The sequence below is a fragment of the Aliiglaciecola sp. genome, from assembly GCF_039982535.1.
GTDB lineage: Bacteria > Pseudomonadota > Gammaproteobacteria > Enterobacterales > Alteromonadaceae > Aliiglaciecola.
In genome coordinates, this window is record NZ_JBDWYG010000067.1 from 1 (window position 1) to 15164 (window position 15164).

A 15164-nucleotide genomic window follows, 5' to 3' on the forward strand; every position below is an offset into this window, starting at 1 on the left:
TACGGTGGTTAAAAATAGCAACCTGTCCTCTACCCACTGACGACGATGCTCATAGCTTTTCCCTGTTAGTTTATCTTCTCCACACAAATAAGCGCGCCGAACACAGCGAGATACACAATGATAATAAGGGGTATCGGAAAGATTGATTTGTCGCTTCCGTGCCAGTGGCATCATTCACTCCTTGAATTAAACATACTAAAGCTTAGTTTATTCTATTTTCCTAAGAGTCTAGTTCTAGTCTAGTTTGTGGCTGTCCTAATAACCTCTAGTCTAGTTTGTGGCTGTCCATGTTAAAGGATAAAAATAAATATCTAGAAGCGATGAAAAGGTAGGTCTGCTTACTAGTTAGACTGAAAAAATCAGCTGCAACGTATAACGACCCCCTCACGCCGACCCTAAACCCCATTGCCAACATGCTGCACTAAACCCGAGAGTTCAAATCCTGCTGAGTTTGAGGGCTTTGACTCCGCTTCAAAACACTTACTGAGTACTTACAATTCCAGTAATTAATTAGTGTGTTCATTTTTAGGTTGGGTTTTAATTCAACTGCAATACAATGAACAGTGGCAAAAATTAAAATTTAGAAATTAATTTAAACGGAAAAGTTTACCGTTAAACCGTTTTTTATCTAAATCTAACGGGCGTTTTTGGTATGCTATTTCAGTGCTTTTAATTTCACTTTTGCGTTTAGTGTTCGGTGCAGTGTTACTATAAGCACTATTCATTCAGTTTATAAAACCACTGGCAGAATTAGTCGTCAGTTTAGAATGTGAGTACAGTGGACGATGCTACTCCGCTGTTGTTATAAAAGAGCTTCTTTAAAAGGGGCACTAAACACTGTAAGAGGTAGTGTTAAATAATGTTAATGTCGCACGCACATAAGTTTATATTTATCCATATCTATAAAACGGCTGGAACGTCAATTACTAATGAATTTGTTCCTTACTGTCGAATTCTTGATCGCTTGGCTTACCAAAATTGGTTCTCAAGAGGTATTTATGGACAAATTAATAACCTAATGGGCTGGAGTAACGACGGTATGAAACAGTTTACCGGTTACCATAAACATGCAAGAGCTTGTGAAGTGGAAGCCAAGTTTGGTAGTGAAGCTTTTGCTAGTTATTACAAGTTCGCTTTCGTACGAAACCCGTTTGACCTTATCGTTAGTTTGTACTTTTATATAATGCAGTCAAAAAAACATATTTCTCATGAATTAGTTTCGAATATGACCTTCTTAGAGTTTTTGCAATGGCATTTAGCTAAGAAACCGCCGCTGCAAATAGACTTCTTGATGAATGAGTCTCGAGATAAAAAACTTGTTGATTATGTAGGCCGGTTTGAAAATCTTGCACAAGATACCGCCAGCATAAAACAACAATTAAACTTGCCTGTTTCTGGAGAAATAGAACACCGAAACCCGTCCAAAAATCGCAAAAACAAACATTACAAAGATTACTATGACGAAGAAAGTAAAAGTCTAATTTGGAATTATTTTCGATTGGATTTCGAATTGTTAGGCTACGATTATGATGGCTTCCAAAACACAATGAAGTTAATTGAAGAGTTCTAATTTTTCAGTTTAGAGCCCTTTTTACAAGAGCTCTCAGATTGATTGTTTACCTTTTTCTAGCGCAATGATTTTATACTCAACTTAATACAATCTGCCCCTTTGCTATTTACACCACTGACGAGGGCAGTTCTGATATTGCCCAACCTATTGTTGTTACTGCCCCTGCATACATTAATATGCCGGCATAATTGCTCATGATTACTAGCGGAATAAATGGCAGAGCTAAACTCCACGCTAGTAACTTTCTGTGCATAGGCGATAAAGTTAAGCTGTGGGACGTTTTGTTGTTGGTTTTGTTAGACAGTTGCTTGCGCCTTGGGTCGGAGAGGGCAAGCAAAAAAATAACCAGTAAGCTGAACGCGATAAAAGGCAGGGTCATAATTAAATGGTTCATTTTCTCACCTCTACATCAGATAGGGTTGGTGTCCAAACGTTACTATCTTGGCTTTCCTGCTGACATTTTTTATGCAGGGCGATAAAGCACCAAAGAGCGCAGGTTAGCAATGCAAAGTCGATAAACAACATATCCATCATGTTGTAATTCAATGCCTCTAACCAACCTACGTGAGAGCTGCTAAAGCGCAATACAGGTAATATTAAACAGAAAATCCCATTTCCTGTTAGCAGTAAAATTTTCAGTTGTTTGAGGTTCTTCATCGCCAAGCTAACTAAACTAATCAATGCGGCTGCAATCACGAATGAGTATTGGGTCCATAAGCTTTGACTCGCCCCCATATTGCCACTAACAAAAAAGCCAAAGGCACTGGCTAGAGAACACAAGGGAAGGCCATAAAAACCCCACACGCACATTCGGCTAAACCAGCGCCAAGCGTTCGCCGTTTTTTGGTTTTTATTTTCATTTCTATGAGCATAGAGTTGTAAACCTGTGATAGTCACGTAACAAGCGGCTACGCCTAAACTTATCCACACAATTTTCGACATAAGCCCGGCAAAGGTGCCAAAGTGAATAGGGTAAATTAACGACAGAATCTCACTTGATACTGAGGGTACAGTGCCGACTAAGGGTTTGTGCTCAATGAAATCACCATTAGTGCCATCGTATACTAATTGTTCGTATCCAACCTTGCCTTCATTTGGCATAAAGAAAGCCAATAAACTGGCCGACTCTGTGCCCATATGAGAGATAGACAAGTAAGAGGGTACTGATGATTGTCGTGCTGCGGCATCTCTGACCATAGATGTAAAATTAGCAGAAGTCATTGGTGCTTCGCTTTTATGCTGTTGTTCACCCACCAAAGCATACATAAGTGCTTCTTGATCACCACCAAAGGCTACAACTCCCATAGCTGGTAATCCAAATGCAGTGGAAAAACTAAAAAAGCTACCGGTAAATGCTAATAAAATGGCGAACGGAATACTCCATGTACCCGCTACAGTGTGGGAGTCCCGTTTGAGGGGCTGGCCGTCACGTTGCTTGCGAATGGAGAACATATCGGTAAACAAATGACGATGTATCATAAAGCCGGATACAGAGGCAATTAACATGGCTAAACCTAAGATTCCCGTGAGAATCAAACCCCAAGGGGAGGGAATATGCAATTCAGTATGAATGGAAACTAAAAATCGACTTAAGGCATAGGTATCATCTTGAGCGAATATCTCGCTGCCAAAACCGGTTTCCTTTGAGATGGTTTGTCCCTGAGAATTAACTAAATATTGAACGCCATACTCGTCCATATCACCCGATGGATTTTGCTTGTGGGTGTGGAAAAAGTACACCAATTGTTGCCTATCGTTTTCATAAACAGAAATTTCATCCAAATACTCTACTGGGGTTTGGTCTGCTAAACGAGAAACCGTTGCATAGACATCAGAGGCAACTAACAGATCTTTATGATAATTACTGTTTGACCACTCGCCAATTTCATCGGCAACCACCGCAACTGTACCAGTAAATATAACCGCATAAAGCAGCATGCCCAATATAATGCCAGACCATGAGTGTAGACTGAGCAGGGCTTTGGCTTTCGAACGAAGTGAAGGGGAGTTGTCAGTCATAAGGGTTAACCTAAAAATTGAAACGCAAGAATGGCAGTGTTGGCAATAAACAATGCGCCAAGTATCCATTGGGCTTTTTGTAAATCTGCTGTCAGATAAGTGTAAAAGAACAAAATAGCCCAGATTAATGGGAACATGTACAAAGGCATCATTATGTTATTTACGTTACCGATTCCCGGCGGAAACCATGCCGCCATAGCCAACATAAATAGCAAAGAGACCGCTAAAGTAGCAGGACCACTGAGCCAAAATCGTTTGTTTTTTAAAAATAATATCGGTGTTGTATTCATGTCAGGTTCCCATTTTTTTAATACATCAACTACGTGTAATCATTGTTAGTAAGGCAAGAGAAGCTTATTAATCTAATAAGCTTCAGCCTTGCTGCGCGACTAAAACTGCCAGCGCAACGTCATGCTGTAGTCGGTTGGGGAGCCATAAAATGCTTGGTCAGTACGTACAGAGCTGAGATATTTTTCATCTGTAATATTGTCCAAGTTAAGGCTCAGGGATATTTGTTGATTAAATTGATACTGCACATAACCACCAATAAGTCCGTAACTGCCCTGAGTGATACGTCCGAAACCTGTTGTATAATACATGTCACTTTGCCAACGCACTGACACGCCAGCACTGAGCTTCTCTTCCCATTTAGGCGCATAGTCGGCAAGTATTTTTAATGTTCTTCGAGGAATAAATGTGCGGGCTTCATTGCCATCTTCATCATCCATACTCAACGCAGTAAACCCGCCTTGAATGGTCCACTCATCTGAAACTTTACCTGATACTTCTAACTCGAAACCGTTGGATTCAACCGTTACACCACGATAAAGTGAATAGTCGAAGTCGTCTGAATAGTCATCATCGTCTACGCCATCTCCATCGCCATATTCGATGAATTCATAAAGATTTTCTTGTTCGGTTCGAAACACCGCGAAACTGATCAATAGGTTATTATCGAATTGTTTTTTAATACCCATTTCATAACCACGACCTTCGGCCGAACCTAGGGTTTCAAGATCTTCGTTTAGGTAATATTGCGGTTGATAGATGTCACTGTAACTTCCGTAAATATTAAGACCATCCATCGCCTCCCACGTAAAGCCAATATAGGGACTAGAGCCATCTTCTGTTGTGGACGTGGATGCGCCCCATGATTCCCCTTCGTTTTCGTAATCGACGAAACTTGCCCCTAGTACAAAGTCAAAATTTTCAGTTATAGCGAGTTGGACTGAGCCATAATAGCGATTTAGAGTGACATCTGTATAGCCTGCCTGATAGGGTTCTGCCCAGTCAGGTCTTGCCACTTCGGTTCCCGTCCAGCCGGGTAGGGCAGGCATAACATCGAAACCGCTTAGTGCGCCGGAATCTAAATCGAGAGTTTCTGAGTCTGCCAAACTTATGCCTAAATTAAAGGCATGTTCTAAGCCCCAGGCTTGAAAGGTTCCTTGCAGGGTGTTATCCCAAATTAAGATTTCGTCTTCAGCATAAAATTTACCAGGGTTGCCCAACATGCCTAACCCTGTATCGTGATCTAGTCCAGTGTTGGAATAAGAATAAAAAAGTTCGGAGTTATCTTCGTAGTTGGTGTAATTCAATTTACTCGTAAAGTTCAGGTCATCGTTGATGTACCAACTCAATTCAGCAAAGGCGGTTTCATTCAAAGTATCCCAATACGTCCAGTTCATGCTGGTGGAATCAGAAACAGAAAAGTCCGTTTGTGTCCCATCTGAATAAATCATTGGCACCGCACCCCAAGTCACGCCATCACTGTTGTTATCTTGGTAGGTGTAACCAAAAGTAAGGGTAACATCGTCGTTAATTTGGCCATCAACAACACCGTAAATGACTGTACGGTTATTTTCGTAACGATCTAGCCAGCTTTCTTTATCTTGATGAACAACTACGGCTCGCGCAGCCCAACTACCTGAGTCGGTCAATGGTGTTGACACATCCACTACAGCGCGCATATTTGACCATCTTCCTAGGGTAACGGCGACACTTGCTTGTGGATCGTTACTAGGACGTTTTCTAACATAGTTTATTGTCCCTGAAGGGTTCCCTAAGCCAGTAATTAGTCCATTTGAACCGCGAATAAACTCAATTTTTTCGTAAATAGCAGTATCGACATCTCCAACAAAAATATCACCAAAGGGAATGCCTGAACCATCTACATGCATGCTTGTAATATCAAAACCACGGGCGTTGAAATAAGTTCGGTCGGTTTCAGTTTGATCAATATTAATACCTGTTACGTTTTTAAACAGGCTGTTGATATCGCTCAAGTTGTAATTATCGATAGTGTCTTTTTCGATGATTGACAGAGATTGAGGAGTGTCAAAACTATCAAGGCCAAGACCTGTGGCCCCAGAACTAATTCGTTGAATACGGCTTTCAACAATACGAATAACTTCAATGTCATTTTCTGCTGTGTTAATTGAATTCTCGTTGTTTGATTCTGCTGCTTGCGCATGCATGCCTAACGCCAGCATTAACGGTGATAATGCAAAAGTGTGCCTTTTATTCATAGTGCTCTCTGTAATGATGTGTGTGTGATAAAGCGGAGCTATTATAGTTAACACTAATCGTATTGCAAATGATAACCATTGTTATTTGTGTGTTTTGAGAGGGTATCTTCATTGTTCGGTTAGAATTATTCTCTAATGGCAAAAAGTGACGGGTAAAAGTGAATTAAAGACCGAATGAATTGGAGAAATTGACGGATCGGGAGGTTAAAAAATAAGAGGGAAAAGGTTTTAGTTATTCAGCAATAACAATTGCGGGATCCCATCGTTTTGTATCCAGATTATTGCGTTTTGCGCATACTTCTTGGCAAACTTTATCGCCCTGCTTTTATCAATATTGAATACCAGCACACTATCTTCTGCAGGCCACAAACCTTGTGGATCTCTCCCTTGTCCACTCAACACTTTATAACCTAAATTGTGCAATTCGTTTATAAGTTGGGTTTGTGCCTTAAGGTTCTGAGAATCAGCGACTAGCTGACTGTGAGGATTGTACGCGGTGATAAACGCAGCCTGTTTACACTCGTATTGATACATAAGTGCTTGTAGGTCGTGAGAGTATTTATCTACCAAGATGATAAATTGAGGATCAGCAAAAACAACGTACTCGGTATTCTTATATGCGCGTATTAAATCACTGCTAATGTTCATGCCTAGTGCTTTCTGCGGTTGCTTTGGTTTACATCACGAAGATTTGATAGCCTAAACGCCTAGGGTTAAAAATCAATAAAAACATAAGATTAGTTCCTTTTGATTTCGAGACTGCTGGACGGCTTTCGGTGGCAGAGGGAAGAAGGGCATCAGGTAGTGATGCCCCTTTATTTATTTGTTCTTTCTAACCGCAAATGCTTTTTTGTTGATTTCTGAAATCTCAACAAATGCTTCATTGGCCACTAAAACAGACATTGAATAGTGGGCTATTTTCCAAGTGTCACCTTGTTTAGTTACCACACCTGTTCCTCTGAAGCGGCCCCATTTAGGTGAGACAATTATCTCATCTAACCAGGCTATATTGCCGCCTTCAGCAAAGTTTATATGACGTTCAACTGACTTGTAAGTCCAACCTGTACCACCTTTAAAACGCTCTGCTACATAGGCATCCAAAGTCGTTGGGCGAGCCCACCTTTCCCAATCATCGGTTCCCATGAACACGGCGTTTTGTGTGTATGAACCAAGGTATCCTTCAAGATCCGCTTGGCTAGCAGCGTAATGCAGGCCGTCCATCAGTGTATTAATCGACTCAGTTTCGCTGGTCATCGTTGATTGTTGGGGGTTAGCTAAACTTACATTGGTGATAGACCAAACTATCACCATCATAATGGCAGCAAATTGCTTCATAACTATTCTCCTGTTATTGATAGGCAACTGCACTAATGTCAGTGCGGTTGCCCCATCGTTTTGTTACTTCAATCTGCTTATTAAAAGCAGTCGTAATAACCCTAGTTTGCTTAGGTTAACCTTAGTAATTACCGCGGAAAGTTAATCCAATCGTACGCGGCGTTACGCGAATAGTAGCTGGTTGATCAAATGGTGGTCTGCCAATGGCGCGAACCACACCATCGTCGTCGAACAGGTTATTTGCAAACAACGACACTTCAAACTCGTCAAAACGTACACCTAAGCGTAAATTGGCAACGGTATAAGCGTCCATTTTACGGTAGTTGTCTGCATTTTCGTTGAATTCTGTTGCACGATCACCGGTATATTGCACATTAAAATATGCGAAGCCCATATAGTTTTGGCTTAACGCGCGCTCATAATCAGCACTCGCATTTAGGGTGGTTTCAGGTACGAATGGAGCTGAGTCACCTTCTAACGCAGATAAGTTAGGTACATCTGCATCCAAGGTACTCTTGATGTAAGCACCGCCTACCGATAGCGTTAATGCTTCAACAGGTCTCATGCTAACTTCAAACTCAATCCCTTGGCTGGTAGCTTCACCCACATTTTCACGGAAACCAAAACCACATTCAAAAGAACGGCTGGTTTGCATATCGCTCCAATCAATGTGGAATACAGTGGTGTTATAGCTAAATTTACCGTCGCTAGAAACGCCTTTTATACCTGCTTCATAGTTCCAAATTTCATCGGGATCGAAGAAACGAGTATCGCCACCTTCACGTTCAACCTGGGCCAATTCTTCAGAACAGACAGATTCAGGGATCGCGCCGTTGATGCCGCCGTAACGGAAACCTTTTGCAGCTTGGGCGTAAACTAGCACTTCGTCATTTACACGGTAAGACACATTCAGTTTTGGATTCACACCATCGGTAGTACTTTCTGGTCGAACATCACCATTTGATTCACCGTTAAACAAACCAGACTGGTAAAATTCGATATTCTGTTTCCAGTTGAAGTAACGCAAACCTGCGGTAATAGAGAAGTCGCCAATGTCGTAATAGGCTTCACCGAAAAGAGCATAGGTTTCTACGGTTAGGTCGTCAAAACCGTAATATAAGTGATCTTCTGGTGCGCCAAAGGCCGAAGACGGTACGCCCAAGATTGCATCTGCACCTGGAACTGGGAACGTATTTTCATAAAACACATCTTTTTTGTCTGCATAGGCACCCACTGTCCACTGCAACTTATCATCGGTAGTAGAGGCTAAGCGTAGTTCTTGTACCCACACTTCAGAGTCAGTGAAATCGATTAGTTCATGGGGAGTCACTTCTGGTGGAAGTGCTGATTCAAACAATAAATCTAACGAACGACGGTTAATAATGGAGCGGTCAAAATACGAAGTAGAACTGACTAATTCAGCCCACTCTAGGTCATATTTCAATGTTAGGTTAGCAATGTTTACTTCATCATCAAATCCATCGAAAGACGTATAGTTTCTGGTTAAAAACGGTGTAGAGTCGATGTCTTGAGGATAACCATTGTCTGAATAGTTATGGTGAAGTAGGGTTAATTCAGCGCGTAAATTATCCGTTGGGAAATACAATGTGGAGATTTTAGCGCCTTTAGAAATTCCATCATTGATGTCTTTTTCACCGGTAACTTCGTTATCGATGTAACCACCGTTGTCCATGTAATATCCACTTGCACGAATGGCCAGTTGGTTTTCGATTACCGGCGTATTGATCAAGCCTTTCACTGAGTAATTCTGTGAACCGTGGCTAATGGATGATGCAGTGGCTTCATAGCGGCCACCAAATTCGTTAAGATCCGGTTCGTTTGAAACAAGACGTACTGTCCCGGTCATTGACCCCGCTCCAAATAGCGTCCCTTGTGGGCCGCGTAGAACCTCCACTCGTTTCAAGTCAAACAGTGCGAACTCTGGATTCATTCCACCCATAGAAATTGGGATCTCATCCATATAGATACCCACAGTTTCTTGGTTTTGGGTATCGTTGTCGTTACCGCCACCATTGGCAACACCACGGATAGATAAACGGGTTCTGCCTGGGCCATTTTGGTAAGACGTTAAGCTTGGAACAACGCCTAACAAATCGGTAAAGTCTGCCGCTCCAAGGTTGTCAATTAGCTCGTCGGTTACCACGTTAATGCTAATCGGCACATCATTCATATCTTCTGAACGTTTACGAGAAGTTACTACAACACGCTCTACTTCTGCATCAGTCGCGCCGCTGGCATTGGATTGGGCGTAAAGATTAATGGGTGATAAACAGGTAGCTACGGCGATAGCCACTAGGGTTTTGCTCTTGAATGTTGGAGCAATAAAAAAAGGTGTCGAAGATTTTTGATGTGTCACTTTAGTGAATCCCTTGTTAATACAGTTATTTAATTGATAGTTGGGAAATGCATGTGCGTAGAAATTATTATCTTTAGCTCTATTATTATTCTATTAATGTAAATGGTGAGTTTGTTGAATGCCTCAAATCAATAGTTAGCGGATAATTTTTTGTATTAACGGCTAAGTATTTATTGTTTGAGTTTATTAACTATTAGATAAAAATTCACTTGAAAAGTTTATCAGTAAAACGACCTTAAGCAAACCTATCCAAGTACATGAATGTCCTAAGTTTTTTCAAAAAATGCCAAATTGGAAAATATACTTCCCTAGCGCCTTCAAAAGAGGAGTCGAATCACTCTACCGGCGCTAAGGTTTAGTCGCTAACTTCCCATATCGCCCAAGAACAGCCTCGATAACAATTGTTGAGCAACGCTTCAGTTTTTTAAGGTAATTTTGAGAATTGGAACTTGCTCAGTTAACAATTGCCCTTTTACATAGGGATTATCGTGATGTCTCTTAGCAGGCAGTGCAGCGATTTTATCGACAACTTCCATGCCCGCAATGACTCTACCAAATACCGCAAACCCTTGTTTGTCTGGATGGCGCAATCCGCCCGCATCTAAGTGGGGGTTATCTTCGGTAGAGATAAAAAACTCCGATTGAGCAGAGCCTAAATCACCACGAGCAAAAGACACTGCACCTCTTTTGTGAAGGAGATTGCTCTGAGCTGTTGATTCATGTTGGATAGGCGGTAATGGAGCATCGAATGGGTCATCTAAGGCCGCATTTATACCTCCCTGTAAAACCGAAATTTTTAGTGGGTGATTATCGTTATTGTGGTCAACGGTGCGATAAAAAGTCAGAGTTTTAACGTCGCCGCTTTTTATATACGCGATAAAGTTATTGGCACTCACAGGGGCATTAATTACATCCAACTCAATCTGAATGACACCGTATTCAGTGGTTAACACCGCAACGGGAAGCTTAGCCTTTTGAGAAGTCGCGCAAGCGCCCAACAAAAAGACGCAAATGGTGAAGGTTAAAAAATACGAAAAATTAGATTTAATTTGGTGAGTCATTGATTTAAGTCAGTTTAATAATTTGGCTTAGCTTAACAAATCTGTGCAAAGAATAAGGTAAAAAATTGCAGGTGATTATGCAAAAAAGTGAGGAGCAATGAATCTGTTATGCATAATTTTTTATCGAAAGGTGGGAGATTTTCAAACCTCGTTGCACTTATACAAAAGATTAGACAATAAAGGCTTCAATTATATTGTTGAATCGGCAAAAAGTTGGTGTGAACAGCGCATCACCAGTTTAATAGAAATTGGTGATGACAAAAGGCGAATCCAGTCGCATTTTAGTAGTAGGGACGCAGTATGAAAACGCAACATCAAGCAACACTATTTGGTTCTTCAACATTGTTCCGCCTTTGGACGCAGCCCCTATGCGTTGAAATGGGTAAAACCAAACACTCCAGAAATAACTACAACTCAATACTCACTCATTTCACTAAAAAGAAACGCCTATCGTATACCTCTAATGGAGCACAAAGGGGACTCACAAGTATTGACTATTCAAGCATTTAAATACGTTTTTCTAGATAACAAAAATAAAAAATGAGAAATAATTATGGATGCCAACCTTCTACACATAACGTTAGAAATAAGCCGAGAAAACACAATTATTGAAAAGGCAGGAAAAGATGCAGACTTCACCAAATTAGTTAAATTAGTGAAAGCCCATATAGTGTTAAGTGAAGAATTAGGCTCCAAAAGTGTTTTTGCCGACAACTTGCATCAACTTGAAAAACTGCAATGCAAATTAAAACGATATAAAGCCCCAAACAAACAATGTAATGAAATGCATTGTAAGTAGGGTAGAGGGTGAAGAAATTTACTTGCACAAAACACAGCAGCACAAAGCTTGTCGCATTTAAGTAGTAGAGACGCAGCATGAAAAGAGGATATCAAACTTTGAGGCCAGTATATCTATAAAATTTACAACTAAACTTTTACAAATAGCGAGAAAAGAGTTTATTGTAATGTTTAATAATCGTCATTTGTTTTATTGGTTGAAGCATTTAGTAAGCTTTCTAATTCGTTGGTATATAAGGTTATAAAAATAGAAAAATATGTGTTCACAAAACAAAACTATCGATTTTTATAATTCACATGCTGCAGAGTTGTTCCAGCAATACCAGTCCACTTCATTTCAAAAAGTCCATAAGCATTGGGCTTCTTTTCTTCATGATTTGTCGGGTAAACGAGCACTAGATATTGGAGCTGGAAGTGGTCGAGATGCTTCTGCGTTAGCAGAGCTAGGTTTTAAGGTTTGTGCAGTAGAGCCTGCAATTGAGCTTAGTCAATTAAGTAAGAATAGCAATACTAATGAGATCAATTGGATTATTGATAGCTTGCCTATGCTTAGTCAACTCCCTGATGAAAAGTATGATGTTATATTGGTCAGTGCCGTTTGGATGCATCTAACAGAAAAAGAGCAGAGGCTAAGTTTACATAGGATTAATTCTTTAATTAACACTAATGGGATAGTAGTTATAACAATTCGAATCGGCTGTTTTAGTGATGAGCGTACTTCAGAAAATGTCGATGTTAGTTCGACAATAAAAGAAGCCGCCAATTTGGGATTGATTTGTAGATTGGACAGGATTGATGAAGATAAGCTCAATCGAAGTGACTTAAATTGGCAAACGATAGTTTTTTCTAAAAAGGAACTGCCCAATGAGTCTTAGTTTTTATGTCAATAAAATGAAGAGTATCCGACCTGATCGTTCTTCAGGTCGAGCTAAACCTCATAAAGTTTGCATGATGTTTGCTGTAATCGATTTGATTGAACAAGGACATATTAAACATAATCGAATTTATTATGATGAAAAATTGAAACAAAGATTTACATGGCATTTTGAACTACTGAAAAGTGTGAATGACGTGAATAGTCCCTTCCTTCCTTTTAATCATCTGCAGTCTTCAGGTTTTTGGTTTCTTGCATTCAAAAATAACTCTCAAGAAAGATATCGTGCTGTAAAGTCTGTAGGTGAAGCAACGATTCGAAATTATGTCGATTATGCATTCTTAGATAAAGAGTTGTTTCAATTACTGCAAAGCTCAGAAACGTTATTAACACTTAAAAATGCATTAGTAAGTAATTTGGATACCCTCGATGAGCAGTTTTCAAGATGGGCGAAATCTATTGGTAAGTCAGAAAAAACTATAAAGAATTATCTAGGTGCGTTAAAAGGTTCGATATCTAATTGGACACATGACACTGGTATTAGTGATAAAAATTTGTTGTCTGTGAGCTCATATTTCGAATATCAGAAGATTGTTAGTCAAGTTCATGACGTCAAAGAGTTCCAGCTTAAAGACAAGAAAGGCAAAGGAATGTATTCTGCTGCGCTAAATGCATATAGAGGATTTTTGTCTGACATTACGCAAGCTGAATTAAAGCACGATATCGACGAAATTATCATGGATAAACAGATCTCCGACACGGAAAAATCAACTTTAGTAAACACTCGAATAGGGCAAGGTCAATTTAGAAAAGAACTGATTGGACTATGGAACGGTTGCGCAGTGACAAAATACCCTAATTGTGCTTTATTAGTTGCCTCTCATATAAAACCTTGGAAGGAATCTTCTAATAAAGAGAGGTTAGATAAGTTCAATGGTTTTTTATTGTTAGCAAATTTAGATAAGGCTTTTGATTTAGGATATGTGAGTTTTAGTGATAAAGGAAAGATATTGATTTCAGAACAGCTGGAAGAATATCAAACTTTAGGCATTGATAAGCAAATGAATGTTCTATTGGTAAAGGAGCATCAAGATTACTTGGCGTTTCACCGAGAAGAACGGTTTAAAAAGTAAGCCTATGTATATAACCAGTTTGCTCATCTGAAACAAACTGGTGGTTCTGCGCTAACGACTATATAGCGTTAAAACCTCGAATCATTTTCACAAGGTATTCCATCTCTATCTCCGTCCATTTTGGTATTGGGACAATTTCTTAGGAAGTACTCTGCTTCGGCCCTTGATGTCATTTGGCTGCAATGCTGTCTGCCATCACATGAAAAGTTTTGCTTACTCTCTGATTCTGTAAAGGTGGGCCACGAAATGACGGTGGATTGTGAAGTGCTTTTATCGGGTTCTTGAAAGTGTTTAATGGCAAGTATTCCAAAACTTATCAGGATCAAAATGTAAGAAAACCGCAACTTGAATTGTTTTTTATTGTTTCGTTTGAAAATTGGTTTTGGAATAGCGCTCACGCCTTCAATACTTGCTTTTATTGCTCTACTTTTGCCGTTGGTGTTAGCTATTTCAAAGTTGATGTAGTCACCCGTTCTTGGTTTGCGACTCATGTGCTTTAGTTCTGAGATATGGATAAAGGTATCTCTTGTTAAGCCATCAGCTTTAATAAAGCCAAAGCCTTTATCATCATTCCAATTTGTTAGTTTACCTCGGTACATAACGTTCCTTGTTTCGGTTTTTAAAGGGGGTTAGAGCTGTTCGGTATAACGACAGCGCGGAAAACTTACGCATCCTAGAAATTCATTGCCCATATATTTGCCTTTTTTGGCAGTTCGTTTGACCAGTTGAGATTGACATTTTGGACAGATCTTTTCAGAGCTATGCATATGTTCTTTTATTGTGTTGTGGCTGACTTGCATTGGGCTAACTGGTGTTTTTATTTCATTGATTAAAGCAAGTAGGGCGTGGCCATTGATAAGTGTAATGGGAAGGTTATTAGCAAACTTAATCGCCTCATTGGTAAACTCCCCTGAAGTCACTAGGTAAACACTCTGGGCCTTTGATGCCGTTAGTACGCCAAACATTTCTCGTACGATGGAAACGCCTACCTTGGAAGAACGCCAATGTTTGCATTGGACTAAATGTAATTTACCGTCTTTTGAAATTCTTAAATCTACGCCACCGTCAGCACCACCACTCATATTTTCTTGAACTGAGAAACCTTTGCGACGAAATGCTTCTCCTACTAGCACTTCAAAATCACTCCATGAGATTTCACGCAGGGTGTCTATTCCTTGTTGGTGTTGTAATAATTGCTGTCGTTTTTTATGTTTAAATATCGAAGATACTGCGGGGAGAGTAAACATCAAAGCAAAAATCCACGCTACATTCTGACCTGCCATAATCATCATCGAAATAATTGGGTTTTCGATAATCAGTGCAGGAAATACATAAGCTAATGAGACATAAACTAATACACCCGCGGTCACACTAGCCCACCAAGGGAGATAAGAAAAAATGACCAGAAGTGAAGGCTCTTTGCGACTCATATGCAATCCATAGCTTGAATAGACAGCCTAAACTATAGATTA

15 protein-coding genes and 1 pseudogene are annotated in these 15164 nt (G+C 40.0%); 5 read left to right on the top strand and 11 right to left on the bottom strand.

Going from position 1 to position 15164, the window contains the following annotated elements; all coding sequences use genetic code 11:
• Positions 1–171 (bottom strand): annotated as a pseudogene (locus ABJV04_RS17990) (transposase); the annotation flags it as partial.
• Positions 172–859: 688 nt separating this feature from the next.
• Here ABJV04_RS17990 and ABJV04_RS17995 point away from each other — a divergent pair.
• Positions 860–1570 (top strand): sulfotransferase family 2 domain-containing protein, encoded by a 711-nt coding sequence (locus ABJV04_RS17995; RefSeq protein ID WP_348492990.1) that lies wholly within the window; start codon positions 860–862, stop codon positions 1568–1570.
• 106 nt (positions 1571–1676) lie between these two features.
• Here ABJV04_RS17995 and ABJV04_RS18000 read toward each other — a convergent pair whose 3' ends face one another.
• The 8 genes from ABJV04_RS18000 to ABJV04_RS18035 form a co-directional block, all read right to left on the bottom strand.
• Complete coding sequence (locus ABJV04_RS18000) at positions 1677–1964, bottom strand: hypothetical protein (protein WP_348492991.1); 288 nt, start codon at positions 1962–1964, stop codon at positions 1677–1679.
• Positions 1961–3589 (bottom strand): PepSY-associated TM helix domain-containing protein, encoded by a 1629-nt coding sequence (locus ABJV04_RS18005; RefSeq protein WP_348492992.1) that lies wholly within the window; start codon positions 3587–3589, stop codon positions 1961–1963. Before ABJV04_RS18005 ends, ABJV04_RS18000 begins: the two co-directional genes overlap by 4 nt.
• 5 nt (positions 3590–3594) lie before the next feature.
• Complete coding sequence (locus ABJV04_RS18010; RefSeq protein ID WP_348492993.1) at positions 3595–3879, bottom strand: hypothetical protein; 285 nt, start codon at positions 3877–3879, stop codon at positions 3595–3597.
• Between the two features lie 99 nt (positions 3880–3978).
• A complete protein-coding gene (locus ABJV04_RS18015; RefSeq protein ID WP_348492994.1) occupies positions 3979–6114 on the bottom strand; it encodes a TonB-dependent siderophore receptor in 2136 nt (711 codons plus the stop codon).
• Positions 6115–6342: 228 nt separating this feature from the next.
• Positions 6343–6762, bottom strand: coding sequence for a DUF3293 domain-containing protein (locus ABJV04_RS18020; RefSeq protein ID WP_348492995.1), 420 nt, complete (start codon positions 6760–6762; stop codon positions 6343–6345).
• Between the two features lie 171 nt (positions 6763–6933).
• Positions 6934–7449 (bottom strand): nuclear transport factor 2 family protein, encoded by a 516-nt coding sequence (locus ABJV04_RS18025; RefSeq protein WP_348492996.1) that lies wholly within the window; start codon positions 7447–7449, stop codon positions 6934–6936.
• A 121-nt stretch (positions 7450–7570) separates the two neighbouring features.
• Positions 7571–9793, bottom strand: coding sequence for a TonB-dependent receptor (locus ABJV04_RS18030; RefSeq protein ID WP_348493055.1), 2223 nt, complete (start codon positions 9791–9793; stop codon positions 7571–7573).
• A 449-nt stretch (positions 9794–10242) separates the two neighbouring features.
• Positions 10243–10887, bottom strand: coding sequence for a peptidylprolyl isomerase (locus ABJV04_RS18035; protein WP_348492997.1), 645 nt, complete (start codon positions 10885–10887; stop codon positions 10243–10245).
• A 300-nt stretch (positions 10888–11187) separates the two neighbouring features.
• Between ABJV04_RS18035 and ABJV04_RS18040 the strand changes: the two genes are divergently transcribed.
• From ABJV04_RS18040 to ABJV04_RS18055, 4 genes are all read left to right on the top strand, one after another.
• Positions 11188–11397 (top strand): hypothetical protein, encoded by a 210-nt coding sequence (locus ABJV04_RS18040; protein WP_348492998.1) that lies wholly within the window; start codon positions 11188–11190, stop codon positions 11395–11397.
• 43 nt (positions 11398–11440) lie between these two features.
• Positions 11441–11686, top strand: a complete 246-nt coding sequence (locus ABJV04_RS18045; RefSeq protein ID WP_348492999.1) for a hypothetical protein — start codon at positions 11441–11443, stop codon at positions 11684–11686.
• Between the two features lie 256 nt (positions 11687–11942).
• A complete protein-coding gene (locus tag ABJV04_RS18050) occupies positions 11943–12560 on the top strand; it encodes a class I SAM-dependent methyltransferase (protein ID WP_348493000.1) in 618 nt (205 codons plus the stop codon).
• Complete coding sequence (locus ABJV04_RS18055) at positions 12550–13692, top strand: HNH endonuclease (protein ID WP_348493001.1); 1143 nt, start codon at positions 12550–12552, stop codon at positions 13690–13692. Before ABJV04_RS18050 ends, ABJV04_RS18055 begins: the two co-directional genes overlap by 11 nt.
• A 68-nt stretch (positions 13693–13760) precedes the next feature.
• Here ABJV04_RS18055 and ABJV04_RS18060 read toward each other — a convergent pair whose 3' ends face one another.
• Positions 13761–14291 (bottom strand): excalibur calcium-binding domain-containing protein, encoded by a 531-nt coding sequence (locus ABJV04_RS18060; RefSeq protein WP_348493002.1) that lies wholly within the window; start codon positions 14289–14291, stop codon positions 13761–13763.
• A 30-nt stretch (positions 14292–14321) separates the two neighbouring features.
• Positions 14322–15122: a DUF2034 domain-containing protein gene (locus tag ABJV04_RS18065; protein WP_348493003.1), complete on the bottom strand. Its 801-nt coding sequence runs from the start codon at positions 15120–15122 to the stop codon at positions 14322–14324.
• Between the last annotated feature and the right edge of the window lie 42 nt (positions 15123–15164).

Coding starts and splice junctions, on each gene's coding strand:
- ABJV04_RS18045 (WP_348492999.1), top strand. CDS start 11,441: ATGGATGCCAACCTTCTACACATAACGTTAGAAATAAGCCGAGAAAAC.
- ABJV04_RS18055 (WP_348493001.1), top strand. CDS start 12,550: ATGAGTCTTAGTTTTTATGTCAATAAAATGAAGAGTATCCGACCTGAT.
- ABJV04_RS18025 (WP_348492996.1), bottom strand. CDS start 7,449: ATGAAGCAATTTGCTGCCATTATGATGGTGATAGTTTGGTCTATCACC.
- ABJV04_RS18020 (WP_348492995.1), bottom strand. CDS start 6,762: ATGAACATTAGCAGTGATTTAATACGCGCATATAAGAATACCGAGTAC.
- ABJV04_RS18050 (WP_348493000.1), top strand. CDS start 11,943: ATGTGTTCACAAAACAAAACTATCGATTTTTATAATTCACATGCTGCA.
- ABJV04_RS18010 (WP_348492993.1), bottom strand. CDS start 3,879: ATGAATACAACACCGATATTATTTTTAAAAAACAAACGATTTTGGCTC.
- ABJV04_RS18035 (WP_348492997.1), bottom strand. CDS start 10,887: ATGACTCACCAAATTAAATCTAATTTTTCGTATTTTTTAACCTTCACC.
- ABJV04_RS18000 (WP_348492991.1), bottom strand. CDS start 1,964: ATGAACCATTTAATTATGACCCTGCCTTTTATCGCGTTCAGCTTACTG.
- ABJV04_RS18060 (WP_348493002.1), bottom strand. CDS start 14,291: ATGTACCGAGGTAAACTAACAAATTGGAATGATGATAAAGGCTTTGGC.
- ABJV04_RS18065 (WP_348493003.1), bottom strand. CDS start 15,122: ATGAGTCGCAAAGAGCCTTCACTTCTGGTCATTTTTTCTTATCTCCCT.
- ABJV04_RS17995 (WP_348492990.1), top strand. CDS start 860: ATGTTAATGTCGCACGCACATAAGTTTATATTTATCCATATCTATAAA.
- ABJV04_RS18040 (WP_348492998.1), top strand. CDS start 11,188: ATGAAAACGCAACATCAAGCAACACTATTTGGTTCTTCAACATTGTTC.
- ABJV04_RS18015 (WP_348492994.1), bottom strand. CDS start 6,114: ATGAATAAAAGGCACACTTTTGCATTATCACCGTTAATGCTGGCGTTA.
- ABJV04_RS18005 (WP_348492992.1), bottom strand. CDS start 3,589: ATGACTGACAACTCCCCTTCACTTCGTTCGAAAGCCAAAGCCCTGCTC.